The sequence below is a fragment of the Oceanobacillus indicireducens genome (genome assembly GCF_014647195.1).
Classification (GTDB): domain Bacteria; phylum Bacillota; class Bacilli; order Bacillales; family Amphibacillaceae; genus Oceanobacillus; species Oceanobacillus indicireducens.
In genome coordinates this window covers 39,944-66,277 of record NZ_BMOS01000007.1, presented here as the reverse complement: position 1 = coordinate 66,277, position 26,334 = coordinate 39,944, and the positions used below count along the sequence as shown (strand labels likewise).

Annotated in this window: 38 protein-coding genes; all 38 read left to right on the top strand. The window is 36.9% G+C overall.

Annotation, left to right across the window (positions count from 1 at the left end; translation table 11 throughout):
* The first annotated feature begins 57 nt into the window (after positions 1-57).
* Positions 58-858 (top strand): hypothetical protein, encoded by an 801-nt coding sequence (locus tag IEX94_RS06550; protein WP_188856540.1) that lies wholly within the window; start codon positions 58-60, stop codon positions 856-858.
* A complete protein-coding gene (locus IEX94_RS06545; protein ID WP_188856539.1) occupies positions 855-1,133 on the top strand; it encodes a replicative helicase loader/inhibitor in 279 nt (92 codons plus the stop codon). Before IEX94_RS06550 ends, IEX94_RS06545 begins: the two co-directional genes overlap by 4 nt.
* Complete coding sequence (dnaB, locus tag IEX94_RS06540; RefSeq protein ID WP_188856538.1) at positions 1,111-2,376, top strand: replicative DNA helicase; 1,266 nt, start codon at positions 1,111-1,113, stop codon at positions 2,374-2,376. Before IEX94_RS06545 ends, dnaB begins: the two co-directional genes overlap by 23 nt.
* A gap of 18 nt (positions 2,377-2,394) precedes the next feature.
* A complete protein-coding gene (locus IEX94_RS06535) occupies positions 2,395-2,592 on the top strand; it encodes a hypothetical protein (protein ID WP_188856537.1) in 198 nt (65 codons plus the stop codon).
* Between the two features lie 10 nt (positions 2,593-2,602).
* A complete protein-coding gene (locus tag IEX94_RS06530) occupies positions 2,603-2,830 on the top strand; it encodes a hypothetical protein (RefSeq protein WP_188856536.1) in 228 nt (75 codons plus the stop codon).
* A 213-nt stretch (positions 2,831-3,043) separates the two neighbouring features.
* Positions 3,044-3,313 (top strand): hypothetical protein, encoded by a 270-nt coding sequence (locus tag IEX94_RS06520; protein WP_188856534.1) that lies wholly within the window; start codon positions 3,044-3,046, stop codon positions 3,311-3,313.
* Positions 3,314-3,452: 139 nt separating this feature from the next.
* On the top strand, positions 3,453-3,626 hold the full coding sequence (locus IEX94_RS06515; protein WP_188856533.1) for a DUF3954 domain-containing protein: 174 nt from the start codon (positions 3,453-3,455) through the stop codon (positions 3,624-3,626).
* Positions 3,627-3,660: 34 nt separating this feature from the next.
* Positions 3,661-3,828 (top strand): hypothetical protein, encoded by a 168-nt coding sequence (locus tag IEX94_RS06510; protein WP_188856532.1) that lies wholly within the window; start codon positions 3,661-3,663, stop codon positions 3,826-3,828.
* 55 nt (positions 3,829-3,883) lie between these two features.
* Positions 3,884-4,384 carry a hypothetical protein gene (locus IEX94_RS06505; RefSeq protein ID WP_188856531.1) on the top strand — a complete coding sequence of 167 codons (501 nt, stop codon included), beginning with the start codon at positions 3,884-3,886 and terminating at the stop codon, positions 4,382-4,384.
* A 108-nt stretch (positions 4,385-4,492) separates the two neighbouring features.
* Positions 4,493-4,945 carry an ArpU family phage packaging/lysis transcriptional regulator gene (locus IEX94_RS06500; protein WP_188856530.1) on the top strand — a complete coding sequence of 151 codons (453 nt, stop codon included), beginning with the start codon at positions 4,493-4,495 and terminating at the stop codon, positions 4,943-4,945.
* Positions 4,942-5,484: a site-specific integrase gene (locus tag IEX94_RS06495; RefSeq protein ID WP_188856529.1), complete on the top strand. Its 543-nt coding sequence runs from the start codon at positions 4,942-4,944 to the stop codon at positions 5,482-5,484. Before IEX94_RS06500 ends, IEX94_RS06495 begins: the two co-directional genes overlap by 4 nt.
* 265 nt (positions 5,485-5,749) lie before the next feature.
* Entirely contained in the window at positions 5,750-6,103 is a 354-nt protein-coding gene (locus tag IEX94_RS06490) for a DUF2513 domain-containing protein (protein WP_188856528.1), read from the top strand.
* Between the two features lie 11 nt (positions 6,104-6,114).
* Entirely contained in the window at positions 6,115-6,618 is a 504-nt protein-coding gene (locus tag IEX94_RS06485; protein WP_188856527.1) for a super-infection exclusion protein B, read from the top strand.
* 163 nt (positions 6,619-6,781) lie between these two features.
* A complete protein-coding gene (locus tag IEX94_RS06480) occupies positions 6,782-7,183 on the top strand; it encodes an HNH endonuclease (protein ID WP_188856526.1) in 402 nt (133 codons plus the stop codon).
* 102 nt (positions 7,184-7,285) lie between these two features.
* Positions 7,286-8,506: a hypothetical protein gene (locus IEX94_RS06475; RefSeq protein ID WP_229782599.1), complete on the top strand. Its 1,221-nt coding sequence runs from the start codon at positions 7,286-7,288 to the stop codon at positions 8,504-8,506.
* A complete protein-coding gene (locus IEX94_RS06470) occupies positions 8,506-9,222 on the top strand; it encodes a hypothetical protein (RefSeq protein WP_188856525.1) in 717 nt (238 codons plus the stop codon). Before IEX94_RS06475 ends, IEX94_RS06470 begins: the two co-directional genes overlap by 1 nt.
* Before the next feature lie 18 nt (positions 9,223-9,240).
* A complete protein-coding gene (locus IEX94_RS06465; protein ID WP_188856524.1) occupies positions 9,241-10,647 on the top strand; it encodes a terminase large subunit domain-containing protein in 1,407 nt (468 codons plus the stop codon).
* Between the two features lie 11 nt (positions 10,648-10,658).
* Positions 10,659-10,958, top strand: a complete 300-nt coding sequence (locus IEX94_RS06460; protein WP_188856523.1) for a hypothetical protein — start codon at positions 10,659-10,661, stop codon at positions 10,956-10,958.
* A gap of 56 nt (positions 10,959-11,014) precedes the next feature.
* Positions 11,015-11,308, top strand: coding sequence for an ImmA/IrrE family metallo-endopeptidase (locus IEX94_RS06455; RefSeq protein ID WP_188856522.1), 294 nt, complete (start codon positions 11,015-11,017; stop codon positions 11,306-11,308).
* On the top strand, positions 11,280-11,540 hold the full coding sequence (locus tag IEX94_RS06450) for a hypothetical protein (RefSeq protein WP_188856521.1): 261 nt from the start codon (positions 11,280-11,282) through the stop codon (positions 11,538-11,540). The genes IEX94_RS06455 and IEX94_RS06450 overlap by 29 nt, the downstream gene beginning before the upstream one ends.
* A 524-nt stretch (positions 11,541-12,064) precedes the next feature.
* Positions 12,065-12,517, top strand: coding sequence for a phage scaffolding protein (locus tag IEX94_RS06445; RefSeq protein ID WP_188856520.1), 453 nt, complete (start codon positions 12,065-12,067; stop codon positions 12,515-12,517).
* A 16-nt stretch (positions 12,518-12,533) separates the two neighbouring features.
* Complete coding sequence (locus tag IEX94_RS06440; protein ID WP_188856519.1) at positions 12,534-13,442, top strand: phage major capsid protein; 909 nt, start codon at positions 12,534-12,536, stop codon at positions 13,440-13,442.
* A 3-nt stretch (positions 13,443-13,445) separates the two neighbouring features.
* The gene (locus IEX94_RS06435) at positions 13,446-13,715 is read left to right on the top strand and encodes a hypothetical protein (RefSeq protein WP_188856518.1); all 270 of its coding nucleotides are present in this window, start codon (positions 13,446-13,448) and stop codon (positions 13,713-13,715) included.
* A gap of 11 nt (positions 13,716-13,726) precedes the next feature.
* A complete protein-coding gene (locus IEX94_RS06430; RefSeq protein WP_188856517.1) occupies positions 13,727-14,122 on the top strand; it encodes a phage Gp19/Gp15/Gp42 family protein in 396 nt (131 codons plus the stop codon).
* Positions 14,109-14,447, top strand: coding sequence for a hypothetical protein (locus tag IEX94_RS06425; protein ID WP_188856516.1), 339 nt, complete (start codon positions 14,109-14,111; stop codon positions 14,445-14,447). The genes IEX94_RS06430 and IEX94_RS06425 overlap by 14 nt, the downstream gene beginning before the upstream one ends.
* Entirely contained in the window at positions 14,440-14,676 is a 237-nt protein-coding gene (locus IEX94_RS06420; RefSeq protein ID WP_188856515.1) for a hypothetical protein, read from the top strand. The genes IEX94_RS06425 and IEX94_RS06420 overlap by 8 nt, the downstream gene beginning before the upstream one ends.
* Entirely contained in the window at positions 14,677-15,012 is a 336-nt protein-coding gene (locus IEX94_RS06415; RefSeq protein WP_188856514.1) for a hypothetical protein, read from the top strand.
* Between the two features lie 12 nt (positions 15,013-15,024).
* The gene (locus tag IEX94_RS06410; RefSeq protein ID WP_188856513.1) at positions 15,025-15,606 is read left to right on the top strand and encodes a phage tail tube protein; all 582 of its coding nucleotides are present in this window, start codon (positions 15,025-15,027) and stop codon (positions 15,604-15,606) included.
* Positions 15,603-15,866, top strand: a complete 264-nt coding sequence (locus IEX94_RS06405; protein WP_188856512.1) for a hypothetical protein — start codon at positions 15,603-15,605, stop codon at positions 15,864-15,866. Before IEX94_RS06410 ends, IEX94_RS06405 begins: the two co-directional genes overlap by 4 nt.
* 35 nt (positions 15,867-15,901) lie before the next feature.
* The gene (locus IEX94_RS06400; RefSeq protein WP_229782598.1) at positions 15,902-16,249 is read left to right on the top strand and encodes a DUF5361 domain-containing protein; all 348 of its coding nucleotides are present in this window, start codon (positions 15,902-15,904) and stop codon (positions 16,247-16,249) included.
* Positions 16,250-18,670, top strand: a complete 2,421-nt coding sequence (locus tag IEX94_RS06395; protein ID WP_188856510.1) for a phage tail protein — start codon at positions 16,250-16,252, stop codon at positions 18,668-18,670.
* On the top strand, positions 18,670-19,383 hold the full coding sequence (locus tag IEX94_RS06390) for a phage tail family protein (protein WP_188856509.1): 714 nt from the start codon (positions 18,670-18,672) through the stop codon (positions 19,381-19,383). The genes IEX94_RS06395 and IEX94_RS06390 overlap by 1 nt, the downstream gene beginning before the upstream one ends.
* Positions 19,383-20,876: a phage tail spike protein gene (locus IEX94_RS06385; RefSeq protein WP_188856508.1), complete on the top strand. Its 1,494-nt coding sequence runs from the start codon at positions 19,383-19,385 to the stop codon at positions 20,874-20,876. Before IEX94_RS06390 ends, IEX94_RS06385 begins: the two co-directional genes overlap by 1 nt.
* Before the next feature lie 112 nt (positions 20,877-20,988).
* Entirely contained in the window at positions 20,989-23,370 is a 2,382-nt protein-coding gene (locus tag IEX94_RS06380; protein ID WP_188856507.1) for a M14 family zinc carboxypeptidase, read from the top strand.
* 38 nt (positions 23,371-23,408) lie between these two features.
* Positions 23,409-24,206 (top strand): 7-cyano-7-deazaguanine synthase, encoded by a 798-nt coding sequence (locus IEX94_RS06375; protein ID WP_188856506.1) that lies wholly within the window; start codon positions 23,409-23,411, stop codon positions 24,204-24,206.
* A gap of 102 nt (positions 24,207-24,308) precedes the next feature.
* Positions 24,309-25,220, top strand: coding sequence for a transcriptional regulator (locus tag IEX94_RS06370; RefSeq protein ID WP_188856505.1), 912 nt, complete (start codon positions 24,309-24,311; stop codon positions 25,218-25,220).
* A gap of 81 nt (positions 25,221-25,301) precedes the next feature.
* Entirely contained in the window at positions 25,302-25,694 is a 393-nt protein-coding gene (locus IEX94_RS06365; RefSeq protein WP_188856504.1) for a phage holin family protein, read from the top strand.
* A gap of 121 nt (positions 25,695-25,815) precedes the next feature.
* On the top strand, positions 25,816-26,334 hold a 519-nt coding region (locus tag IEX94_RS06360), incomplete at its 3' end, for an N-acetylmuramoyl-L-alanine amidase (RefSeq protein ID WP_188856503.1).

Below are 26,334 nucleotides of genomic sequence, written 5' to 3'. Positions count from 1 at the left end.
CATATAAAAAGGACCTTTAACCGGGTCCTTTAAACTCACCACTAGGAGGTACATAAATTGGCTAAATTTAGAATGGTTGAAACGGACTTCTGGAATGATCCAAAAGTTGTTGAAGAGATGACACCAGAAGATAAACTGTTCTTTTTATATCTTCTAACGAATCCGAACACTACCCAGGTTGGAATCTATCAAATTACCAAAAAGCAAATAGCTTTTGATATCGGTTATTCGATAGAAAGTGTCAACTCACTACTCGATCGCTTTATCCATCACCATAAAATTATTATTTACAATCAGGAAACAAGAGAAATAGCCATTAAAAATTGGGGCAGATACAACTTAAAGCGTGGTGGAAAACCAATGGAAGATTGTGTCCGGTCGGAATTGAGTGAAGTTAAAGATAAAGATTTAATACCATATGTTGCAGAACGTGTTGAGAACAGTAAACTCAAGGGTTTGTACGATACGTATGACGATACGTCCACGATAAGCCCACAAGAAGAAGAAAAAGAAAAAGAAGAAGAAGAATATACAGTCCGTGATTTGTTCAATCACTATTTGTCTAAAAATATAATTAAACATACAAAAATAACGAATCCCATTCGATCAGCAATAAAAGCTAGATTAAGAGATTATTCCCTTGAACAGCTTTATCAAGTAATCGACAACTATGCAACTGTTTATTCAAGTGATGCCTACTGGTTTACACATAAATACACATTAGCAGATTTAATGCGTGACAAGGATGTCAGGAAATTTATCGATGAGGCTGAGCCCTTAAATAATTTTGCCAAACGAACACCTCAAGGAGTTACAAATGCAAAAAGTAAAAGCAAGGAGGACTTTGATTTGTCATGAACAGAGAAAAAGTTTACGAAGTACTGAAATTAATAAGTGACGCTTATCCAAACTTTGACTTTGATCAGAGCAAGATTGATACCTGGGCAAGGTTGTTAAAAAACCAAAATCCAGCAGTAATCATGAATAATGCTGAGCGCTATGTTCTAGAAAACAAGTTTCCTCCAGCGCTGTCCGATCTAATCGTTAAACCGAATGAAGCACATAATACAAACTTTTTAAAAACCATTGTAGAGTGGGAGCGTGATGCAGTTGGACGCAACCCTGGAAGCTGAATACGGCTTGCTTGGCTGTGTTTTAAAGCAAGGCGAGCTAATTAAAGAAATTACTTTACAAGAAAAACACTTCAGCAATGCTAACAATCAAATTATATTTAAAACTTTACGGGAAATCGAGCAAGCAAACGAACCAATTGACCTGGTATCTGTCGTTGTCCGATTAGGTAACACTAATTTATCGCGTATTGGCGGCAGAAAGCATTTATCTGACTTGATTAATAGTGTAGCCAGAATAGAAAGCTATAAGGCCTATGAGAAATTCATATTGGAATCTTGGAAAATCCGTGAAGCTAGGAAAATCCAAGGAATTGAAATTCACAGCCTGGATGATTTGGCAGCTGTCGTTGAAAAATACGATGAAATTGAGCTTGAAAATAACGACGATGATTATGATCACATTGAGGCGATGAGCCAGTTATATCAGAGTATCGAAGAGCAAGAGCCAGGTCTTAGTGGCATTGACACGGGATTTCAAGATTTAAACAGAATGCTAGACGGGTTCCAGAAAGGGGATTTAATCATCTCTGCAGCACGTCCATCCGTAGGTAAAACGGCCAAGATGCTTAATCACGCTAAGGCTCACGGAGAAAATGGGGGAGTCTCTGCCATATTTTCGCTGGAAATGTTCAAGGATCAATTAAACAAGCGAATGCTGTCCACGATTGGGCGTATTGATGGGCATAAAATGAGAAATCCGAAGCAATATTTTAATGCGGACGATTGGAGCCGATTCACAAATGCGATGGGGATACTCAGCAACATGAACATGCATATCTATGACAAAGCTGGACAGACCGTTAATGAAATCCGGTCTAAAGTGAGTAAGTTGAGAAAAGATTATCCAGACAAAGATATTTTGGTGATGATTGACTATTTACAACTGATTCGCAGTGATCGCCGTTATGAAAATAAAAATATCGAAGTTGGGGAAATCACTCGAAGTCTGAAAGAGCTTGCTAGAGATATGGATGTACCAGTTTATCTTCTATCCCAGCTATCCCGTGGCGTAGAAAACAGACAAGATAAAAGACCAATGATGTCCGATATCCGCGATAGTGGTAGCGTAGAACAAGACGCTGATGTTATCGAATTTTTATATCGGGATGATTACTATGATTCCAGTTCAGAAAAACAAAATATTATCGAAGTGATTATTGCGAAGCAGCGTAATGGAAAAGTTGGGACTGTAGAGCTTGCATTCCTCAAAGAATACAACTTGTTTGCTGACTTGAGACATTGATTTAAAGAGGGTGAAGGAATGAATCTGAGGGAACTTTATACAGAGGCGATTGCAGAGAAATTCCACTCGCTCTGTTTATTAATCGAATTTCTCGTATTTGAAAAACAAGTGCTATCCTTTGAGTCCGATGCAAGAGAATTAGATTTATATTTTAAGCCGAACAACCGAAGAAGAATGAATTATTTACTCCTTGAATATCGACAAAAAGTCGGATAGGAGGGAGAACTTGGATACCGAGCAAATAAATGTGTATGAGCTACTTGGGAATGATACGGATCCAATTTATGAAAAAATATCGAAGCTAAAACAGGGAGAATCCAGCCAGATTAAAGATTTGACTGTGTATCTGAATCAATTCAACTTGTACGAGCTATCGAGCGATTTTCTTCATGAATGTTTTAGGGAAATGATGGACTGTTATCGGTATGTCTGTCAGTTGTTGAATGTGAAGTAAGTATATGAGGAGGGAATAGAATTTGAATAAAACCCCTTTAAACGATAGCTATCTGGGCATGAAGGCCATTAAGAAATATGGATATTTCTCCAGTTTGGTTGGAATTATTGAAAAAAGTAACGGAATGACTGATTACTGTTTAAGATTTAAGCACGGATATTCCACTAGTATAAGTTTCTTGGAAGATATTGAGTTGGTGGAGGTAGAAAGGAAATGAACTACGTTGAAACGGGCAAACAAATCGGAGAGCTTGTTCAAATAAAAAATGAAATGTATGGTGATGCATTCAATAAGTCCGGTGAGTTTCTTGAGATTTTATACCCCGACGGAATCAGACCAGATCAGTACAAGGACATGCTGGCAGTTGTGAGGATATTTGATAAGTTAATGCGAGTAGCAAATGGCAACCAAGGTAATGAAAATGCCTTCATGGATATCGCTGGCTATGGAATTTTGAAGAGCATAGAGGATAAATCGGAATGAGGAAGATAAATTTTAGATTATGGCACTTTCATATTACTTATTTGCAAGTAATCAACAAATGGAGATGTGAAGAAGTAAAATAAAAAAGCCGGAATTTCTTCCAGCCACCCAATTCAATTATAACATTGGAGGGGTTCCGGTGAAAGCAAATATAAAAAACACCGTAGCAATTGATTTAAATGAGGATGCAGTTTATCGGGTAAAAGAAGGTAAGCTTGAAAAACTTGATAAACCTGCCACAGGATTTGGTGAAGTCGTCTTAAAATGGCAGGACGGAAAGCTCGGGCGGTATGAAGTTAAGTATACGAAATAGAATTAAATAGCGATATAGCGAAAGGATGAATTTAATGCTATTTAGTTTAAAGTACAAAGAATTGCAAATTTTAAAGCATTCTTTGCAATATTATATCACTAGAACTAATTCAACTGTTAAGGACATTGAAGAAGAGAAACGGTTGTTGGCGAAAGTTACGGATGAAGTTGAAGAAATGAAAGGGATGTATGGAATTAGTTAATACACATTCCAATCAACAGTTGAAACAAACTGTGTAATAAAAAAGGAGAATGAAAATGGAACAAACTTTAGAAAAATGTGAGGGATATTTAAAACTAAGGAAATTAGCAGATGAAAATATAGAACACGGGTGGGAAGATTATCGAGTAAACCCTAAATTTGATTGGGTAATCGAAAGAGCTAAACACTATTCGGATAAGCTGAGCGTACCGATAAACGATATATTAAACAGTTGGGTAGATGGTTGCGATTACTCTTTTATGAATTACTTCCAAGATGCAAATCAACCTGAAATCAATGCTGATAAGGTGAGAGTTTTTGAAACAATTGAGGATATGTTGCAAGCGATAGGAGACAAAGAATTCCGTTGCCCATCTTGTGATGGTGTATCAACTAATCCATATTCTTGTAACAGTGGTGAAGAAATGTCAGAAGGTAAAATATGCGACTGGAAAGTATATGGACTATTTGGCGACTTAGGTAAAGGTGTCCATGTCTATATCAAAAATAAATTAAAGGGAGAAGACATTTTTATGCCATTGTCTTGGGAAGATTGATGCACAGTTCGAATAAACTAAATACCAGCTACTGGAACAACCAGGGCACAGATTAAGCGTAACAGCTTGATTTGTGTCCCTTTTTATATTATTAGGAGGGATTTTTATATGCAATTAACATTCAATTTACCTGAAATTGATAGAGACTTAACGCGACTAGCAGTAGAATCTTTACTGGGGAAATATCAGGTGTATCTGCTTATGGATCCGGAAGAATATGAGCCAAAAATAACATCTTCTTTCAAACTCGTATCAGTTGCACCAAGCAATCAATTCCATTCCACTACAGAAGAAACGGCAATTAAAAGAGTTGACATGGAAAGGAAAAGACGTGATCTCCTTAAGAGAGTTCAAAGGGCTGTCAATCGGTTGAATTATCAGGAACGTTCCGTGATCATTAATCGTTATATGGCCGGTGATGATGTATATGATTATGAAGTATATAATGAACTTGGATTCAGTGAAAGGAAGTACTACAGAATTAAAGCCAGGGCTTTCTATAAGCTTGCCTTCATCCTTCGTATAGAAGTTTATAAAAATAAGGATGGTGAGGCAGTATGAATTTTGTGCAGCCCATCCGAGACCCTGAATACATTAGGGTAATGAAAAGATATTTGAGGGGAAAAAGTGAAAGAAACTATATGATGTTTGTTACGGGGATAAATTCCGGGTTACGTATTTCCGATATTTTAAAGCTAAGGGTTAGAGATGTGAAGAAGCCGTATTTTAATATCGTTGAGCAAAAGACGGATAAAATTAAAAGAATTGCAATGACTCCTTCCTTGCAGCGTGAATTAAAAAAGTATATTGAAGGGATGGAAGATCATGAATACTTGTTTAAGAGTCGAGAGGGTATAAATAAGCCGATCGGCCGAAGCATGGCATATAAGATATTGAAAGAGGCAGCAGAGTATGTCAGCTTGGAAAGTGTCGGTACTCATACATTAAGGAAGACATTTGGATATCACTTTTACAAACAATATAAGGATCCGGCGCTGCTGCAAGAGATATTCAATCATTCCAGCGAAGATATCACGCTAAGATACATTGGAATCAACCAAGACATGATGGATAAAGCTATAAAAGACTTCAGAATATAGCACTTCTATTTAAATATAGAGGTGCTATTTTTATTTTGGTGTGGGAGTTTAAGGCTTTTTCACTTTGTCCATTGTTTGCTAGGGGTTTGTTCCTTTTTATCCGACTCTGTTAGTTCTCTTCAAATAATCAACGGTGAACTCATTTTCCCGGAAGTGTGGTAGAATGATGTGTAATAAGGGGTTTGCCTATATTGGGGAGTTACACACTCTATAAGATATGGGTAACTCAAATATTGAGATAGAGGTGAAAAATTTGAGAAGGGATATGGATAAGGTTAGAGAAATATTAGTCGACTTAGGTAAAGGCGTAGAGTCATTAGAATATAGTCAGATTGATGAAAATGAGAAAAATTATATTTACCATATGCAAATTTTAAAAGAAGCTGGCCTTATAACCTGGAAACACTTTAATGAGTATCAGACTCAAACTACATCTTTTGATGAGCCAAGGTTAACTTGGATTGGTAATGATTATCTAGATAACATTTCCAACGATACTATATGGAAAAAAACAAAGGATATTATCAGATCTAAAGGATTTGAATTGTCAGAGGTCCCGTTTTCTATAATAAAAGAGATAGCAAAAACGAAATTAAAGCAATCTATAGGAATTGACTAAGGAGGGTGTGTATGGCATCAGGTATTAAATTTGATCTAATAGAATTTTTGAAGCTGGCTCCGAAATATTTTTTACCCTTATTACTCTTTTCAGGATTTGTAATATTCATTCCCTCGAGTTGGTTGGGTTATTTATCATTAGACGAATTAGTTAACAAATATAGATGGATCTTTTCATTAGTTTTCTTACTGTCATTATCATTAATACTAAGTGGAACAGCTATAGGAATTGGGGGTAGGTTGAAAAGAGCTAGGGGAAAGCGTAACGTTAAAAAGAATGTAAAAGCAAAATTGGAAAATTTATCTGAAAGACAAAAATCTATATTAAGAGAATTAGCTTTCGGTGATAGAAATACTATTAGTCTCCCAGTTAATGATGGTGAAGTGAGAGAACTCGAGCTATACAAAATTATATATAGATCATCAAGTTTATCTACAATGCATGTATATTTTGATTATAATTTACAGCCTTTGGCTTTAGAAATTATTAATAAAAACAAAAACATATTAGATTAAATTAATGGCAGACAAATGGCAGAATATAAACAGAGAATGTTAATAGAAATAAGGTATTATGGTATTAGGTAAAAAAATATATGAGGAGGTGTGATTCCTCCTCAACAGTCTAAGAAAAGCACTTATCCAATTGGGGTAGGTGCTTTTTTAATGGAGTGATACTATGTCTTATTCACGTGCCGACAGGAAAGGTGCCCACCGTGCTAACTATGAACGAAACAAGAAGCGCATCTTTGCTACACAAAACACCTGTGGTATATGTGGACACCAGGTGGACTTCTCACTGAAGACCCCCCACCCAATGAGTGCTACCATTGACCACATCATTCCAGTCGCAAAGTATGGACATCCATCTGATATAGATAACCTACAGCTTGCTCACTGGACATGCAACAGACAGAAGTCTGACAAGATATTCAAGCAAGGTCATGAGACGAAGCAACAAGTAATTGGCAATAGAAATTTACCTCAAAGCATGAATTGGATGGAATATAACAGTAATCAAACGAACAAAAAACAAGAGAATAAAAAGACAGTGATTAGAATTAGACGGAAAATAAAATAGGGGGGCATACCACCCTCCCTCTCGTCTATTTCGCCCTTCACGCGGTCACTGTGCAAATTTTCTCGCGCGACTATTGATTATACCCTAGGAAGGAGTGAAAACGTGCAAGGAATCGATTATTTACGCAAGAAATTAGATGTCTATAGACGTGGTGCACTGTACCGTCAGAAGGTTTATGACATGAAAAATGTAGATATTAGTCCTGGTATCACAATACCCGATAGATTAAGACAACAATATAGAGCATTTTTAGGTTGGGGAGCAAAAGCAGTTGATAGCTTAGCAGACCGTTTAGTATTTCGAGAGTTTGCAAATGACAACTTTAATATCAATGAAATTTTTCAGATGAATAGTGCAGATATTTTATTTGATGATGCAAAGTTATCCGCACTCATTAATTCATGCAGTTTCATTTATATTTCAGAAGGTGAGGATAATTTACCTCGGTTACAAGTTATCCAAGGTTCAGAAGCAACTGGAATATTAGATCCAGTTACAAGGCTTTTGTCGGAAGGATATGCGGTACTGGAACGTGATGAATACGGAAAACCAAGCCAAGAATTGTATTTCGTAACTGGAAGAACTGACCTTTTCATTAATGGTGATTTAGCAGATTCGGTTGATAACAGTGCGCCTGCTCCATTGTTAGTGCCGATTATTCATCGTCCGGATTCGACTAAACCATTCGGGAGGTCGAGAATCACACCATCAGCTATTTATTATCAGAAATATGCTAAACGGACACTCGAACGTGCTGACATTACTGCTGAATTCTATTCGTGGCCACAGAAGTATGTTGTGGGTACGTCTCAAGATTCAGAAGCAATGGATAACTGGAAAGCGACTGTTGCATCATTCTTAGAGTTCACAAAAGACGATGATGGGGATATTCCGAAGCTAGGACAATTCAATGTACCTTCAATGTCACCGTTCGTGGAACAATTAAGAACTGCAGCATCTGGATTCGCGGGAGAAACAGGTTTAACTTTAGATGATTTAGGTTTTCCATCTGACAACCCATCAAGCGCTGAAGCTATTAAAGCAAGTCATGAAACATTGAGACTTGCAGCAGAAAAAGCACAACGAGATTTTAGTTCTGGTTTTTTAAATGTAGGTTATCTAGCTGCATCATTGAGAGATAATGTGCCATATAAACGCAATCAGTTATATAATACCAAAGCAAAATGGGAGCCTGTCTTTAAACCAGATGCATCAACCATTTCATTAATCGGTGATGGTGCAATTAAAATTAATCAAGCCGTTCCGGGTTATTTTAATAATAATAATTTACAAGATTTAACTGGCATTGAAGGTGATGAATAATGGCAACTGATATTGTCCCGGAATTGTTAGAAGCTATTGAACGTGATTTTAATAATGCAATCAGTAAAAGTAAAAGATTAAAGAGCATACGTGCAATGATCGAGAATGGAACAGCAACTTACCAGCAAGCAAATGAATATGCTGTTGAGATTGGTGAAATATTAGCACGTACTTTTGAAATGCACATAAAATCAGATGTACTACCAGATGGGAAAATGTACTACAACATTGCCGAAAGAATACTTGACCCGACATTGAAAAATAATCATGTCATTGTCGCTAAAGTATCAGCGGAAATACAAGAACAATTAAACAAATCTGTTGGCTTAGGTTTGAGAGGTATTGAACCACCAGTTAATCAATTGAGGATTGACAGTATTATAAATCGAGTTGTTGCAGAAGAAGTATTTGATGATGTTGCTTGGATATTACAAGAACCGATTGTTAATTTTACACAAACTACTGTAGATGACACGATAAAGGCAAATGTTGAATTTCAAGGTGAGTCAGGATTAAACCCACTAATAATGAGGTCGGCTCACGGTAGTCCTCCTTGTGAATGGTGCCGTTCGATGCAAGGGATTTACAAATATCCAGATGTACCTGATGATGTCTATCGCAGACATGATAGGTGTCGCTGTGTTGTTGAATATTATCCAGGAGACTCAGAAGAAATACGCAGGCAAAATGTCTGGTCAAAGGAATGGAGTGGTTGATTGAAAGGGTGTTAGTAGATGGCTGTAGAAGTAAGAATCGGAGAACAAACTCCTACAAAATCATTAATCTTACCTTATGACGATTCATTAGGCGATGAAGCCATTGAGTTATACGAAAAGTCAGGTCGTAAAGCTTTTGATTGGCAAAAGTTTATAGTTGATGCAATTATGGCTAGAAATAAAAACGGTCTTTGGGTGCATATGAACTTTGGTTATGCTGTACCCCGTCAAAATGGTAAAAATGAGATTGTTGCAATTAGAGAGTTGCACGGTTTAAAAAACGGTGAAAGAATTTTACACACAGCGCATCGAACTAACACTAGTAAAGCTGCTTTTGAAAGACTCGTAACAATACTTGAAGCAAGTGGCTATGAAAATCAAGTTGATTTCACAAGTATTAAGGCTAGGGGTAATGAGAGCATCGAGTTAATTGGCGGTGGTCGCATTGATTTCAGAACACGTACTTCTACTGGTGGTTTAGGAGAAAGTTTTGATTTATTAGTTGTGGACGAAGCCCAAGAATATACAGACGATCAACGATCAGCTTTAATGTACACAATCGCAGCAAGTCCTAACCCACAAACGATTTTCACAGGAACTCCACCAACTCCAATTTCTAGCGGTACTGTTTTTACTCGTCTAAGAGACAATGCTCTACAAGGTAGCACAGAAGATACTGGCTGGGCTGAATGGAGTGTAGATAAACAATCTGATGTAAGGGATAAAGATTTATGGTATCAAGCAAATCCTAGTTTAGGTTTAAGGGTATCTGAGCGTAACATCCAAGCCGAGGTTGGCGATGATGATATAGATTTTAATATACAGCGATTAGGTTTATGGATCCAGTACAACCAAAAGTCTGCCATCTCCGAAAACGAATGGAAAGAATTACACACTGATACTTTGCCTTGGCTTACAGGAAAAATATTTGCGGGTATTAAATATGGATATGACGGAACAAACGTTGCTTTAAGCATTGCTGTAAAAACTGTGGATGATAAAGTATTCGTTGAAACGATAGATTGTAAAAGTCTTAGAAGCGGTAATGGATGGATCATACATTTTTTGAGAAATGCCGATGTCCAACAAGTAGTAATTGATGGGGCAAACGGTCAAAACATCTTAGCGGAAGCAATGAAGCAAGCGGGATTAAAAGCGCCGGTATTACCGACTGTAAAAGAAATCATCCTGGCGAATGCAATGTTTGAGCAAGCGTTATTTCAACAAACGATACAACATAAGAGTCAACCATCATTATTTCAAGTAGTCACGAATTGTGATAAGAGAAATATTGGGACAAGTGGAGGTTTTGGTTACCGCTCACAGATTGAAGAAAATGACATTGCACTAATGGAATCTATGATACTAGCACATTGGGCTTGTGCAGAAGCCAAGCCGCCTAAGAAGCAAAAAATTAGATATTAGGAGTGAATATCATGATGGAAAAAAGCAGAGAAGAATTGATAGCAGAAGCGGCAGTGAGAAATAACATGCCATATGATGAATTAGAGAGGATTGTTTCATCTATCGAAGACATGTGTGAAACAATCAGTGAGGCAATTTATCAAGCTTTTAAATGTTTATCTCAAGTTATCACAGGAATTTTTGAAGAAATTAATTATATCAAAAAGAAAAAAAGTCATGAATACAATTGGCATGTTCCTCAGAAAATCATTATAGGTCATCAAGTATTGGATAGAACGCCAACTGTACCGCATGTGCGGAATAGATTGTGAGGGGTGACTTTCCATAGAAAAGAAAAGCAAGACATTAGCTGAGAGGAAGTGAATTATTGATACCAGATACAGTTAATGTTGGTGGAATAGATTATAAAACACAAAAAGTTAAAGATTTAATGTCGGATATGGATCTATATGGTCAGGTGACCTATCACAATAACAAGATTGTGATTGACGATAGCATGGATGAACAACGAAAGGAAGTTGTGTTCGTTCATGAGTTATTCCATGCCATTTTATTTGAAGCTGGATACGACGAGCACGATGAGGAAATGGTGAGACGTGTTTCTAATGTTCTTTATCAGGTGTTGAAGGATAATGAGTTTAATTTTAATGGGGAGGGATGAGAAAATGGTTGAAGTTGTTCTTGGTGACAATGAAATTGAACGACTAATAAATGGCGAATCTATTCAAAAGACTTTATCCGATGGAAAAACATTATTAATCAGACAATCATATGTAAAAGATATGGCCGCACCAATCATTAATCGTGATAAAAAAGTATTTTCAAATACTGAAATAGAAAATATTAAAAGAACATCATCGATGATGGCTGACACATTTAAGCTAGGTTATTAAAAGGTCGAGTAGAAAGGAAGTGATCCAATCTCCTAGCTACCAGGTGCGGTATCCGTTTGTAGACTATGAGAGGGGTGTAGATGTGACAGGATTATTTAATAGCATTTTAGAACAGCTATCAAAATTTACATCAAGAGTCTTAAAGTGGTATGAGCCGTTTTGGGATTTCTTAGTTAGGCATGATAAATATGTATACTTGATTTTACTTATAATGATTTTTGCGGGAATCCTATTTTAATGCACTTAGCAGTCAAGCGTTAGGAGATAAAAAATGAAGTGTATGCCATTATTTCATAGCTACAAATATACCGGGAACAAAGATGGTTTAGGTCGTATGGGTGATGGTCCGAATGTTATGTTCAGATATAAATGCACTAAATGCGGAAAAATGAAATGGAAAAGTAAGTAAGTCAAAAGACGTTAAACAGGGCTATTTATTATGCAATTATTCGTTCGTACAACGTAAATGTACATCCTATCGAGGTCGTAACCTCGTAAAAATAACGTAAGGGAGAAATGAAAAAATGAATAGAGAGTTTTTAAAAGAATTAGGTCTTAATGATGAACAAATTGAAGCAACTATGAAAGAGCACGGTAAAGCAATTCAAGCAGCCAAGCCGGCAGAAGACTATGAAGAATTGAAAAATACCAATGCTACACTAGAACAACAATTATCAGATCTACAAAACACTTTAAATACCCAAAAAGAAGAATTAAGTAGTATTGATGATTTAAAGAAAGAAGTCGAAACATACAAGTTAAAAGATTTGAAAACATCTATCGCAATACAGGCTGGTATTCCACTTGATTTAGCAGGAAGACTTAGCGGTGAAACAGAAGAAGAAATTAAAGCGGATGCTGAGAAAATTGCTGGTTTTGTGAATAAAAAACAACCATTGCCGTTGAAACCGACAGAACCGCAACAACTTGACGAAAAAGAACAAGCTTATGCAAATATTATAGAAAATCTAAGTTAAAAGGAGAGTATAAAATATGGTTTTAAACAAAGGAACATTATTTGATCCGGTATTAGTCACAGATTTAGTAAATAAAGTACAAGGTGAATCGTCAATAGCAAGATTATCTAATCAGAAGCCTATCCCATTTAACGGCCAAAAGGAATTTACATTTACAATGGACAGTGAAATTGATGTTGTTGCAGAAAGCGGAAAGAAATCACATGGTGGTGTTTCATTAGCACCACGTACAATTGTTCCAATCAAGATTGAATATGGTGCTCGTGTTTCCGACGAGTTTATGATTGTTGATAAAGAAGAACGAATCGGAATCTTAAAAGCATTCAATGATGGATTCGCTCGTAAAGTGGCCCGAGGATTAGATTTAATGGTGTTCCACGGAGTCAATCCTCGAACAGGAGAAGCATCTTCAGTTATTGGAAATAACAACTTTGATGATTTGGTAGACCAAGAAATTCAAGCTGAAAATGGTCTTGACGATCCAAATGAAAATGTCGAATCGGCTATTGCGGTTGTACATGGGTCGGGTGCCGATGTTACAGGAATGGCAATTTCCACAGAATTCCGTTCAGCATTGGCAAAACAAAAGGATCGACAAGGTAATCCAATGTTTCCAGATTTAGCTTGGGGTAATGCTCCAAGTTCAATAAATGGTTTACCGGTTGAAGTAAATCGCACGGTATCAGAAATGACAGACAAAAACTCACGTGTTTACATTGGTGATTTTGCAGGTAGCTTTAAGTGGGGTTATGCAAAACAAATTCCATTGAAAGTTATTGAATACGGTGATCCAGATAACAGCGGGAACGACTTACAAGGATATAACCAAGTATATTTACGTTCCGAAGCATTTTTAGGATGGGGAATCTTAGATCCGGAAGCATTTGCTCGTATTATTGAAGATGATGCAGTAGTGGAGGGGTAATAGATGAGGTATAAAAACATTAAAACTGGGGCTATCGTTGATAGCTCCTGTAAAATTGTAGGCAAAAACTGGGTGGAGGTAACGGGTGTAAAAGGGGAAGCTGTTGAAGAAGTTTCAAAAACAGAAGAATATGTCGAAGAAGAAATCAACTTAGAAGAAATGACTAATAAACAATTAGATAAATTCGCAGAAGAACAAGGTATTAAACTTTCCACCGAAGATAAGAAGAATAAGGATACGCGAATTGCCGCAATTGCTAAAGCATTTGAATAGGCGGTGTTACTATGACAGGTTTTGCAACTGTAGAAGATTTAATCAATTTGTGGAGACCGATGTCACCAGAAGAACAGACTCGTGCTGAAGCGTTACTTCCAGATGTTTCAAATCGGTTAAGATTTGAAGCTGAAAAAGTCGGAAAAGACATTGACCAGATGATTGAAGAAAGCGTAGTTTATAAAGATGTCGTTAAATCTGTAACAGTTGATATTGTTGCAAGAACACTAATGACATCCACTACTCAAGAACCGATGACTCAATACTCTGAATCAGCTTTAGGTTATACCGTATCTGGAACTTTTTTAACACCAGGTGGTGGAATATTTATCAAACGTGATGAGTTAAAGGCTCTAGGGTTACGCAAACAACGTTATGGGGTGATTGATTTCTATGGCACTGATTAAGGGTATTACGGTCACTCTAATTAATAAAAAGGAAGTAGGCAGAGATCCGTTTGATCAGCCGATTTTTGAAGACGTAGAAATTGAAGTCGATAATGTTCTGGTAAATCCGACATCAACTGATGATATTGTCAACCAATTAAATATCACTGGTAAAAAAGCAGTCTATACCTTGGCAATTCCTAAAAACGACACAAACAATTGGGAAGATGCTGAGGTATTTTTCTTTGGTAAACGATGGCGCACGTTTGGTATTCCGACTGAAGGCATAGATCACCTCATTCCTCTCGACTGGAACAAGAAAGTGATGGTGGAGCGTTATGAGTAAAACAAAATTTGAACTGGACCGTAAAGGTGTAGCTGATTTAATGAAATCGGGGAATATGCAAAAAGTATTGAAGGGTTATGCGACGGGGATTAGAAACAGAAGTGGGGCAGGATATGAGCAAGATATTTATGTGGGGAAGAACAGGGCCAACGCTAGAGTGTGGGCAGATACTCCACAAGCAAAAACCGATAACCTAAAAAACAATACACTTTTGAAGTCGGTGAAGTAGATGATTGAATTAATCATTTTAAATCATTTAAAAAGTAAATTAGCAGAATCTGTCCACCTTGAAAAACCGAGTGCCCAAACAGAATCCTATGTGGTTTTTGAAAAAACATCTAGCGGGAAAAGTAATCATTTACCAAGTGCCACATTCGCATTCCAATCTTATGGAGATTCTTTATATGAAGCTGCAGCATTAAATGAAAGAGTAAAAACTGCTGTAGAAAGCTTAATTGAATTAGATGAAATAAGAGGCCTTACCCTCAACAGCGATTACAACTTTACAGATACAACAACAAAAGAATACCGCTATCAAGCGGTATACGATATTAGATATTATTAGGAGGTAGAAAATATGAGTAATGCAGCAAACGTTTCAACAGCAAAGCCAAAAGTGGGCGGCGCTGTTTATTCCGCGGTATTAGGTACAAAATTACCAACGGATGCATTAACAGAATTAGATCCAGCATTTAAGAGTTTAGGCTATATATCGGAAGACGGAATGACTAATGAAAACTCTCCAGAGTCTGAAAACATACCAGCTTGGGGAGGAGACATTGTTGCAAGTGTACAAACTAGCAAAGAAGATACATTTACTTACACACTGATTGAAGCAACTAATGTGGATGTATTAAAAGAAGTTTATGGCCAAGATAACGTAACAGGTACATTAGATACCGGAATCACAATCAAAGCAAACTCTAAAGAATTAGAGGAACACTGCTTGGTTGTCGATATGATTCTAAAAGGTAGCATTCTAAAACGAATCGTTATTCCTAGTGGTAAAGTATCTGAAATCGGAGAAATCAGCTATGCGGATGCAGAAGCAATTGGATATGAAACTACCATTCAAGCAATCCCAGATTCAGAAGGTAATACCCACTATGAATATATTCAAAAAACATCATCAAATGGCGGGGGAGAGGTTGAAGGATGATTAAAGGAAAAACAAATTCAGGGTTTGAATATAAAATACCAGAAGAAAACCTAAATAACTATGAGTTGGTTGAGATCTTGGGTGAAATGGAAGAAAACCCTCTTCTTTTAGCAAAAGCAATAAATTTATTGCTTGGCAAAGAACAAGCAAATAAATTGAAGGAACATATAAGAATTGAAAGCGGCACGGTCCCTACTGATAAAATATCTGAGGAAATTATGGAGATATTTGAAAGTCAAAAAGAAAGAAAAAACTCCTAATCCTTGCCAGAATGATAAAAACCGACGAGGAAGCATTGATTTGCGACCTTGCAGAAACCTATCAAATATACGATTACCGACAGCTACCTACTACAAGGGTAGCTGTTTTTGCTTGCGGTTTAAGAGATGATTCCAGAATAAAAATGAAGCTTAGTGGTCAGTTAGTGCCGATGGATACTTTATTGTTGGCCGGAATATCCGACAAGCTTAGCATGCTTGTTTGGTTCCAAACGGAAGATGGCCAAAAAGGAAAGAACAGACCAACTTCATTAATTAATTTGTTGACCAATAGTAAAGAAGAAAGCAAAAAAGACGTAGTCGTGTTTGATTCTGGCGAGGACTTTGTGAAAACGAGAAACCAACTAATGGTTGGGGGTGAATAAATGACAACATTAGGACAAGCATATGTTCAAATCATGCCATCAGCCAAAGGTATCAGTGGTTCTATCCAAAAAACAATAAACCCCGAAGCGACAGCAGCAGGTAAAAGTGCAGGAAGCAGAATTGCAACCTCAATTGCTAATTCCATGGGGAAAGCAGGTAAAACGTTAACTAAAGCTATAACAGTTCCTGCGATGGGCGCTGCCACGGCTGTGAGTGGTATTGTTGCAGCGCTGGGTTGGAAACGATTAGTCGCGGTTGATGCTGCACAAGCACAGTTAAAAGGTTTAGGTTATAGCGCGGAAGACGTTAGCCGAATCAGTGACGGGTTAAGAGATGCGATCTCTGGTGGAATGTTGACAATGGCTGAAGCTACATCTGCAGCAGCTACCGCCATGGCGGCGGGAGTCAAAGAAGGCGATGAGTTAACAAGATATATACAGCTTTTAGACTCCGCTGTAGTTGGTGGAACTGGGACATTTACTGAAATGGAGCAAATATTCGGTCGTGTCGTTGACCAGGGGAAATTAACAAGAACTGAATTCGATATGATTGCGCAACGTATGCCTGGTTTTAGCGCTGCAGTACAAAGTCATATGGGTGTTGGCTCTGAAGCTATGTATGAAATGCTAAGGAATGGAGAAATCACTACAGATGATTTTCTTGATGTTATGGAAGATTTTGCTGGAGGCATGGCGGATGCTTATGCAGACAGTTGGTCTGGTATGGTACAAAACACATTAGCTAACGTCGGCATCATTGGAGAGACTATCCTAGGCGGAGTGTTCGAACAGTCTAAAGAATCTATAGCTGAATTTTTAGATTATCTACGTTCAGACGATTTAAAAGCATGGGCGGAAGAAACGGGTCAAGTGATTGGCCAAGCTTTTTCAACGATGGTTGAAAGTGTTAAAAGTGCTATTCAGTGGTGGACTAACTTAGATGGAAATACGCAAAAATTAATTATGACAATGGCAGGTATAGCTGTTGCAATCGGCCCAGTTTTAATGATTGTAAGTAAATTAATTACAACTGTCATATCGGTGCACAGTTGGTTTGGAAAATTAAAAATTGCAGTCGGTATTTTAACTAGTGCGATAGGCGGTATATCAGCACCAGTATTGATCGTAATAGGTGTAATAGCTGGGTTAATAGCATTGTTTACTGCCCTTTATCAATCCAATGAAAGTTTTAGAGATTTAGTGCTCACTGTGTGGGAGACAATAAAAGAGACGATGACGACAGTGATACAAACTATATCTGATTTCGTGATGGAGATATGGGGTAGCTTAATTGAGTGGTGGAACGAAAACAGCGAGATGATATTAGAAGCTGCCCAAAACGTATGGAATGGCATAATGACAGTAATCACCACCGTTATGGATGTTGTTTGGGCAATTATGCAAGCTTTGTGGCCGGTTATCCAAGCCTTAATCATATCGACCTGGGAAGCTATCAAGGGAGCAATTCAAGGTGCGATTGACGTTATCACGGGAATTATTCAATTCTTTAGTGCGCTATTCACGGGAAATTGGAGTGCTCTATGGGATTCCGTTAAACAGATTGTGAGCGGTGCTGTACAGTTAGTTTGGAATCTCGTGCAACTATGGTTTGTCGGGAAAATATTGAAGTTAGGAAATACTTTATTTACTGGCTTACGAGGGATAGTAACTAATATTTGGAATACCGTTAAGTCATTATTTACAGGTGGAGTAAATACAGCGAGAAACGTTGTTAGTACGGGTTTTAATTTCATTAGAAACATCATATCAAGTGTAATGAATGCTATTCGTGGTGTCATTTCAAATATTTGGAATGGAATAAGGAACACGATTTCTAATGTAGTGAATGGAATAAGAAGCACTATCTCCAATATTTTTAATTCACTTAGAGGAATAGTATCGAGTGCGTTTAATGGAGTAAGAAGTGCTGTAACAAATGGAATGAGAAATGCCTTTAATGCCGTAAAAAACTTTTTTGGTAGATTTAAAGATGCAGGAAAGAAAATCGTAACAAGCATTGCGGACGGGATTAAAGGTGCGGTTGGGAAAGTTACTGATGCAATTGGAAACGTTACTCAGAAGGTTAGAGATTTCTTGCCGTTTTCACCGCCTAAGACAGGTCCCTTAATGGACATAATGGATGTAAAATGGGGCGAAACGATTGGTGCGGGAATTGAAAAAGGTGAGGGAGAAGTAGCGAGAGCAATGGAAGATATTTTAGCTTTTGATGTAACTAAAAAGGCTACATTTAGTAACCCTCAAAACAACAATAACCATGATGATTATTCATCACAAAACAATCAAAATAACCAGCCAATTATTCTACAAGTCGACGGTAAAACATTCGCGCAAATCATGGGCGATTACACAAGTCAAGAAGGCGGAAATCGTATTAGAAGGATAGAAAGGGGGCTTGCTTGATGTACGGTATAACGTTCAATGGCAAACACTCTTATCGAGATTTTGGAGTAACTATTGCAGAAAAGAACATCGGTTATCCCGAAAAGGAAAAAATCAAAGTAAAAGTCCCCTTTTCTAATCTCGAATATGATTTTAGTGAGATTTATGGTGAACAAACTTACACACCGAGACAACTTACGTTTACTTTAAATATATTAGATGGAAACAGAAATATTAATACAGAAGAAGTTAATATTTTGGAAACAAAAATAACAAATTGGTTAATGAATAGCGGTAGAAAACAAAAACTATACGATGATTCATTGCCTGGCTACTATTATTTAGCTGAAGTAGAGGATGGATTGAAATTTGATGAACTGCGGAATCATGGCACGTTAACTGTTGAATTTACAGCCTATCCTTTTATGATTTCAGAACTCGAAGAAGGTCACGATATATGGGATGATTTTAATTTCGAGTTAGACGTTGCGCAAATAACTGAATTTGAAGTTAACGGATCACTAGATGTAATTTTATATAATGTTGGAACACCAAGTTTAGCACCAGAGATTCAAGCTAGTTCAGCTATGCAGATTGTAAAAGATGGAGTTACTTATAATGTATCAAGTGGCAAAAATAAAAGCAGTGACTTTAAACTACAATCTGGTGAAAATAATCTATCCATAACAGGCAATGGTACAATCAAATTCCTTTTCTATAAGGAGTTGATCTAGTGTATAAAGTTACGATTATTAATGATGGTGTGGAAACAGTTATTCATAGTCCACATACCGATGATTTAAAACTCGAAACAGGGATAATTAAGAAAGAAATTAACAAGATTGACTCATTTAATATGTCGTTCTTTCTAAACAACCCTGCATATGGCAAATTAAAGCCATTTAAGACGCTTATTAACGTATTGAATACAAAGACAGGTAAATATGAATTTGAAGGTCGTATACTCAATACTAATAGTGATATGGCGGATGATGGCCTACACTCTTATAGCTACGAATGTGAAGGAGAATTAGGTTATTTACATGACTCACCACAAAAACACCGTGAATTTAGGGGTACACCAGAAGAACTTGTTATTGAGTTGCTAACCTACCATAACAGCCAGGTTGAGGATTACAAAAAATTCTATCCCGGCGTCGTGGAAGTCACCACATCAACTGATAATCTTTATATTTATACATCCGCAGAATCATCAACATTTGAAGAGATCGATGATAAAATACTTGATCGTGTTGGTGGAGAATTACGAATCCGAAAAGAAAACGGAATCCGTTATTTAGATGTTCTTGAGCGCGTTGGTGAGGACAAACAAACTCAAATTAAAATAGCCAAAAACCTAAGAAGTATCAGCCGGTCTGTGGATCCAACAGAAATCATTACTCGGCTCACTCCCTTAGGTGAGCGAATCGAATCAGAAGATGAAGAAGCAACGGATGCATCAGAAGCACGTCTAACCATTGAATCTGTTAACAATGGAATCCCATATATCGACAGGCCAGACTTAATCGCGGAATTCGGCATACAAGGTGGATCTGTCACTTGGGATGATATTACCTTACCTAACAGACTATTATCCACGGGGCAGAACTGGTTAGAGAATCAAAAAGTAGCACATACTCAATATGAAATATCTGCATTAGATTTATTTTTAATCGGTTTAGACATTGATAATTTTGATGTAGGAAACAGTCATCCCGTTATTAATCCGATTATGGGTATTGATGAATCTTTACGAATCATCGGCAAAACAACTGATATTAATGGTCCAGAAGATGCTTCCATGAAAATAGGTGACAAGTTTAAAAATCTAGACGAATATCAAGCAGATGCGAATAAGTCAGCTCGTCATGTTGCAGAGCTGCAAAATAGAGTTGAAAGCCAAAATAAGGCGATAGCCACAATCAAAAATGAAGTGGTTAATGTTGATTCAAATTTAAAAGAATTACAGCAGGCAATTGAGGATGCAGACTTAGAAGGTCTGCCGGAAGCAATCGGAGCTTTGGAAGAAGCAATCAACAACTTAAATGATGCCTTAGATGGAATACCTATCTATGGCCCGGCAACACCTATCCAAGATGGGTTGATGGCAGCTGCAGATAAAATTATACTTGATGCCTTAAAAACGAAATTGGATTTAATTACAGTATCGCAAGCAATCGATTTAAATAAATTGTACCAAGATGTAGAGGACCTTAAAAATAGTTAGGAGGTCTTTTTTTAATGGAGAAAACAGCAGCTGAGAGGTTGAGGGAGTTGGCGGTATTGTTGAGCCGGAAAGCACAAGAAATCAAAGAGAAGACACAAAGGAGAGATGGATGATGGCAATACCAGAAAGAATTGAAGAGCTAGCACATAAAGTAAGAACAGAAATTTATGGGAGAGATGTAAGAGAAGCTCTTGCCACATCTATGGAAGCGACTGCAGAAGTGGCCGAATGGTCCCGACAAGTAGCGCAAAATATTTTGGATGGAAAGTTTGATGAAGGTGAGTTAAATACGGAGATAGAGCGTAAGTTAAACGATTTAGAACGGCGTTATGCTCCGGACCTCGGTAATTTAAAAAATGAGGTTGGAAATGCTCGTGGAAAAGAACAATCTTTAGGGGGACGTCTGAATTTAATTGATCAGGATTTGGCACAAAGAGTGACTAACACTGAATTTGAAAGTGCAATAGCGGCGGTAGTTGATGGTGGACCCGGTATAATAAAAAACACCCTGGCAGAATTAGAAGCAGATTATCCTAACGGAGCTTCTGCTGTTGCTCTTGTACTCGAGACTGATCCAGCGCACATTTATGTCTGGATTAATGATGCTTGGAAGGATGCCGGAGAATACCAGGGAATTGAGTTAAAAAAAAGAAGTGTAACATCAGATAAATTGGTTGATAGATTGGTGGGTTATCAGCATTTAAATTTTTCTGATGGGAAAGAACTATTTAATGGAGATTGGGTAATAGACTACTTCATATCAGCCACAGATTATAAATTTAAAGAGGGCACAGACACAAATGGCGGCCGCGGTGCAATTTCGATAATTGTTAAAATTGAGCCTAACAAACAGTATGATATAAGAAAAGGTGAAAGTAATAGGTTTAGGATAGCTACTTTTAGGCACTATCCAGTGAACGATACCGCCCCACTCCATGCATTTATTAATGATAAAGAAAATCAATATATGCTAACTCCTGCTGAAAATGCTAACTATCTAGTTATCCAAGTATCTGGAGATTCTGAAACGCCGAGTTTAAGCATTAGAGAATATGACTTAAAAGTTTCAATAGAGACCTTGGGATTCACTACAAGAAAAAACATTTTTAATGGTAGATTCGATTATTTTTCTATTTTTAACCCCAACGGTCATCTAAGAACAGTTAACCCAAACTCACCCACAGCTAGAGGTTACGCTTTTCCAATAACCGAGGGTGAAACATATTACATTCGGGTGTTTGAACAAACGCAGAGATTTAGACTGGCCACCTATAAACGTATACGGGAAAATGAATTCCCGGTTCGATATATAATTGATGATGACAATTTAAAAGAATATTCATTCACAGCGAATAACGGGGAGACTTTTGCTTACATTCAAGTTTCGGGACAATCCGCAGAGCCTGACATGGCAATAACAACCGGGGGATACTCGGATGACTCCCGGACATCCCCATTGATTCCGAGTAGTTTAATAGATATTACAGACTTCAAAACATCTCTTCCGATTAAGTTATCAGGTGATTTTAACACATTATATATAAGCGATGAGACGAAAGACGTTTCCGGCGCATCTGATAATCCATTAATTAATACGGTTACTGATGATGTATATGGTTGGTACAATGATTTAATGGATGATTACCCTGATATTGTTACAAATAAGAAGCGCTGGGGATATGCTACCGCAAGTGATGGTACAGAAGATGCGTCATTGCCATTGTATGAATATACAATTGGTGTTCCGAGAAACTCTAATATGACAGAAAGACATGAAGACGTTGGGGAAACCGAATTTATCACAGTTCTTGTCACCACCGGCGTTCACGGAACGGAAAAAAATACAGTTTGGTCACTTTATAACTTTATGAAACAAATGCTCGACCATCGAAAAAATAATGATTTTTTAGCAAGCATTCAGGCGAATGTGCAGTTCAAAATTATTCCTGTCGTTAATCCTGGTGGGTATAATGCCAACACTTACGAAAACGCAAGAGGAGTTAATATAAATACAAATTTCAGCGATAATTGGGAAAATACAGGTACAGGAACTTCAGCTTATTCTGAGTACGAAACGCAAGCTATCGGTAGGTGGTTTGAAGAAAACAAAGACGCGCATGTTTATATTGATTACCATGCATTCGGCTATTCGGCTGGACAGAATCAAGTTTCTTATCATTACTCGCATAATAAGGATTTAAACAATATGTATGCATCGTTAATTAGAAGGATGTCTAGTAGTTGGAAAGATAGACTGTTTCCGGATTATGGAGAAAATGAGTCATTGGGTTACAACAACCCATCTTTTTATGATCGGCCTAACGCTTCGAGAGAAGCTTATCGCACTTACGGGATCAAGAACTCCGGTCTAATTGAAATGAGATACAATCTACCCGAATCAGGCATTGCGAGATACGCAAGACCTCTTGTGGAAGGTGGGGTAGAATTATTTGCAAATTACTTGGCTAATTTAATTTCAAGGTATTATACCTGATTTAGGTCGATATAAATAGATTAAAAGTAACAATTAGTTTGAAAAATACACCTAATTACCGTATCATAAAAGTAATATATGGAAAAGTGGTGTTTAAAATTAAAAAGGTATTGTGGACAGGTGGATGGGATTCTACTTTTAGGGTTTTGGACTTAGTATTAAATAAAAAAGAGACAGTTTTGCCTTACTATGTCTTTGATAGCGGAAGAAAATCAACGGATATGGAAATAGAAACCATGGAAAATATCAGGGGATTGATAGCTGATATCAGTAAGGAAGCTGCTGGAAGAATAATGAAATCAGAAATGATTAATAAGTCGGGCATTCCGCAAAATGAAGAAATAACAACGGCGTTTAAAACCTTGGCCAATCAGTCACACTTGGGAGGACAATACGATTGGTTGGCTAGATACTGCGAGCATAATAGTGTTAGTAACTTAGAATTATGCGTACATCTAGATGATACCGTGGAAGGATTTATAAAAAAAGATGTTAGATTAGTAGAAAAAGGTAACGATCATTACTATGAGCTTATTGACGATCCAAGTCAACAGGAGTTGAATATTTTTTCATATTATAATTATCCATTATTAAACATGACAAAGCTAGACATGGAAGCACAGGCAAAAGATAAAGGTTTCAGCCATATTATGGAAGAAACTTGGTTTTGTCACAGTCCTTACAAAGGTAAACCTTGCGGCATGTGCAATCCCTGTAAGTACACTAGGGATGAAGGTTTAGGAAGAAGAGTGCCGACTCCGTCGTTCACAATGAGACTAAACAGAAAACTTAATGGAAAATTGAATGGTCTTAAAAAAAGACTGGGAGTTAAATAGTTCATATTCAGAACAAAAAGCTGACTTAACTGAATAAAAACAATGGGTAAAAAGGAGGGTTTTGTCCCCTCTTGTCGAATAGGTAGATAGGAGGGGATAATTGTGTCAAAAGATATTTTACAAAGTCTTTTTGAAAACAATAAGCTAGCAGAATATCAAATGGAGGTAGAAAAAGAAATAGAAAATGCAAGTGATCGAGGTATCGCTTTAATTTGTGCTTCAGTAATTGATGAAATGTTAAGTGAATTATTAAAAACTGTATTAATTGATAACGACAAAATTGACATAGATTTATTTAAAGGAAACAAGGCATTATCTACTTTTGACAACAAGAAAAACATGGCATTCTATTTAGGTTTAATATCCAAAAATGAGCTGGATAATATAACTTATTTACAAAGGGTTAGGAATAAATTTGCACATCAAATTTCAGGTATATCGTTCGACAATCAAGATATAATTAACATGTGCCAAAACTTCTTTATCCCAAAAGACTCTATGTTGCCAAGTTTTATACCACTACAAAAAGAAAAAACGGACGACATTCCTGTGATTGATACTAATCCTATGAAAGAAAATACTCCAGCAAAGGAAAGATTTATTTTTATTTTCAAACACCTTTTTTCACAACTTGGATATAGAATGGTTTCTGAAGTTGCTGTAAAAAGAACTGAGTTTACAGACGAAAAAACTGCAGATAAACTGATTGAAAGTATTAATAGTAGAATTGAAAATCAGCTAGAAAGTTGGGAATCAAAAATTGTCGAATTAGGTGATAGGCTGGAGGAGAAAAAAGATCTTTTAACGAAAAAGATTAAGGCTGCTGAAACAGATGACTCTAGAGAAGGTAATATTCCAAAATTGAAACAGGAATTAACAGAAGTTGATAAACATTTAGAGGAAATTGACGAAGAGGCTGATGATTATATGAGTTACAAAGAGTCTATTAATGTATTGTTAGAAATAAATAGATACACAATTCATGTATTACGAAAATCAATGGAAGAAAATTAATAATCAAAGCATCCCAGTCGGGGTGCTTTTTTTCATGGGGAAATACGAGAAAGAATAATTTACAAGGAAAGGTGAGTCTAGATGCAAATGATAGAATGGTTGCAGCGTTTCTTGGAATCAGATAACACAAAATTAATTTATATTTTAGCTTTAATTATGGGGGCTAATATCATTGACTTTACAGTAGGATGGATCAATGCAAAGCTTAATCCAAGAGTAGATTTTTCAAGTTCTAAAGCAATTTTTGGGATAGCCCGAAAGTTGCTTTTATTTATTTTACTTGTTTATTCAATCCCGGTTGCCTTATTGATGCCAGAGCCACTGGGAATTAGTGCGCTGTATGTACTTTATTTAGGGTATTTATTGAGTGAGATTAATTCGGTATTAAATCATTTTAAACTGGCCGAGGATGACAAGAGCATGGATCCTTTTATTGAGTTCTTTAAAAATGTTTTTGATAAAAAAGAGAAGTAAACACCTAATGAGGTTTTTTTGTTTTTCAACAACACACTTTATAAAATAACAGATTAATCAAGTGGCTAGTCCAATCGGGCAAGCCACTTTTTTAATAAAAAATATTAGGAGGAGATTTATTATGGTAAAGATTTATTTAGATCCAGGACACGGTGGTACAGATCCAGGAGCACAGGGGAATGAACTACGAGAGAAAGACGTTACATTAAAAATCGCTCTAAAAGTCCGTGATATTTTAAATCGAGACTACGAAGGGCATAGTATTCGTATGAGTCGGACAACCGATAAGACAATTAGCTTAGCACAACGTACAAATGATGCAAATAGCTGGGGAGCAAAACTATTTGTGTCTATTCATATCAATGCTGGTGGTGGAACTGGATATGAAGACTATATTTATAACGGTAGTGTGTCCAATAACACTGTAGCGTACCGTGACAAGTTGCATGCAGAAATCATGAAACAAGTCGATTTTACAAATCGCGGGAAGAAACGTGCGAATTTCCATGTCCTGCGCGAATCAAACATGCCGGCGATTTTAACAGAGAACGGCTTTATTGATAATGCTGGTGATGCAGCTAAGCTAAAATCAGATGCATACCTGAATCGTATTGCGCTAGGACATGCAAATGGTATTGCT

What these genes read in the sequence shown, in the direction of transcription:
- IEX94_RS06470 (WP_188856525.1), top strand. Translation starts at nt 8,506, where the DNA reads ATGGCAACTGATATTGTCCCGGAATTGTTAGAAGCTATTGAACGTGAT.
- IEX94_RS06365 (WP_188856504.1), top strand. Translation starts at nt 25,302, where the DNA reads ATGCAAATGATAGAATGGTTGCAGCGTTTCTTGGAATCAGATAACACA.
- IEX94_RS06390 (WP_188856509.1), top strand. Translation starts at nt 18,670, where the DNA reads ATGTACGGTATAACGTTCAATGGCAAACACTCTTATCGAGATTTTGGA.
- IEX94_RS06450 (WP_188856521.1), top strand. Translation starts at nt 11,280, where the DNA reads ATGAGTTTAATTTTAATGGGGAGGGATGAGAAAATGGTTGAAGTTGTT.
- IEX94_RS06445 (WP_188856520.1), top strand. Translation starts at nt 12,065, where the DNA reads ATGAATAGAGAGTTTTTAAAAGAATTAGGTCTTAATGATGAACAAATT.
- IEX94_RS06405 (WP_188856512.1), top strand. Translation starts at nt 15,603, where the DNA reads ATGATTAAAGGAAAAACAAATTCAGGGTTTGAATATAAAATACCAGAA.
- IEX94_RS06410 (WP_188856513.1), top strand. Translation starts at nt 15,025, where the DNA reads ATGAGTAATGCAGCAAACGTTTCAACAGCAAAGCCAAAAGTGGGCGGC.
- IEX94_RS06490 (WP_188856528.1), top strand. Translation starts at nt 5,750, where the DNA reads ATGGATAAGGTTAGAGAAATATTAGTCGACTTAGGTAAAGGCGTAGAG.
- IEX94_RS06520 (WP_188856534.1), top strand. Translation starts at nt 3,044, where the DNA reads ATGAACTACGTTGAAACGGGCAAACAAATCGGAGAGCTTGTTCAAATA.
- IEX94_RS06505 (WP_188856531.1), top strand. Translation starts at nt 3,884, where the DNA reads ATGGAACAAACTTTAGAAAAATGTGAGGGATATTTAAAACTAAGGAAA.
- IEX94_RS06480 (WP_188856526.1), top strand. Translation starts at nt 6,782, where the DNA reads ATGTCTTATTCACGTGCCGACAGGAAAGGTGCCCACCGTGCTAACTAT.
- IEX94_RS06485 (WP_188856527.1), top strand. Translation starts at nt 6,115, where the DNA reads ATGGCATCAGGTATTAAATTTGATCTAATAGAATTTTTGAAGCTGGCT.
- IEX94_RS06425 (WP_188856516.1), top strand. Translation starts at nt 14,109, where the DNA reads ATGGCACTGATTAAGGGTATTACGGTCACTCTAATTAATAAAAAGGAA.
- IEX94_RS06545 (WP_188856539.1), top strand. Translation starts at nt 855, where the DNA reads ATGAACAGAGAAAAAGTTTACGAAGTACTGAAATTAATAAGTGACGCT.
- IEX94_RS06420 (WP_188856515.1), top strand. Translation starts at nt 14,440, where the DNA reads ATGAGTAAAACAAAATTTGAACTGGACCGTAAAGGTGTAGCTGATTTA.
- IEX94_RS06415 (WP_188856514.1), top strand. Translation starts at nt 14,677, where the DNA reads ATGATTGAATTAATCATTTTAAATCATTTAAAAAGTAAATTAGCAGAA.
- IEX94_RS06510 (WP_188856532.1), top strand. Translation starts at nt 3,661, where the DNA reads ATGCTATTTAGTTTAAAGTACAAAGAATTGCAAATTTTAAAGCATTCT.
- IEX94_RS06435 (WP_188856518.1), top strand. Translation starts at nt 13,446, where the DNA reads ATGAGGTATAAAAACATTAAAACTGGGGCTATCGTTGATAGCTCCTGT.
- IEX94_RS06380 (WP_188856507.1), top strand. Translation starts at nt 20,989, where the DNA reads ATGGCAATACCAGAAAGAATTGAAGAGCTAGCACATAAAGTAAGAACA.
- IEX94_RS06460 (WP_188856523.1), top strand. Translation starts at nt 10,659, where the DNA reads ATGATGGAAAAAAGCAGAGAAGAATTGATAGCAGAAGCGGCAGTGAGA.
- IEX94_RS06465 (WP_188856524.1), top strand. Translation starts at nt 9,241, where the DNA reads ATGGCTGTAGAAGTAAGAATCGGAGAACAAACTCCTACAAAATCATTA.
- IEX94_RS06395 (WP_188856510.1), top strand. Translation starts at nt 16,250, where the DNA reads ATGACAACATTAGGACAAGCATATGTTCAAATCATGCCATCAGCCAAA.
- IEX94_RS06500 (WP_188856530.1), top strand. Translation starts at nt 4,493, where the DNA reads ATGCAATTAACATTCAATTTACCTGAAATTGATAGAGACTTAACGCGA.
- IEX94_RS06440 (WP_188856519.1), top strand. Translation starts at nt 12,534, where the DNA reads ATGGTTTTAAACAAAGGAACATTATTTGATCCGGTATTAGTCACAGAT.
- IEX94_RS06535 (WP_188856537.1), top strand. Translation starts at nt 2,395, where the DNA reads ATGAATCTGAGGGAACTTTATACAGAGGCGATTGCAGAGAAATTCCAC.
- IEX94_RS06430 (WP_188856517.1), top strand. Translation starts at nt 13,727, where the DNA reads ATGACAGGTTTTGCAACTGTAGAAGATTTAATCAATTTGTGGAGACCG.
- IEX94_RS06495 (WP_188856529.1), top strand. Translation starts at nt 4,942, where the DNA reads ATGAATTTTGTGCAGCCCATCCGAGACCCTGAATACATTAGGGTAATG.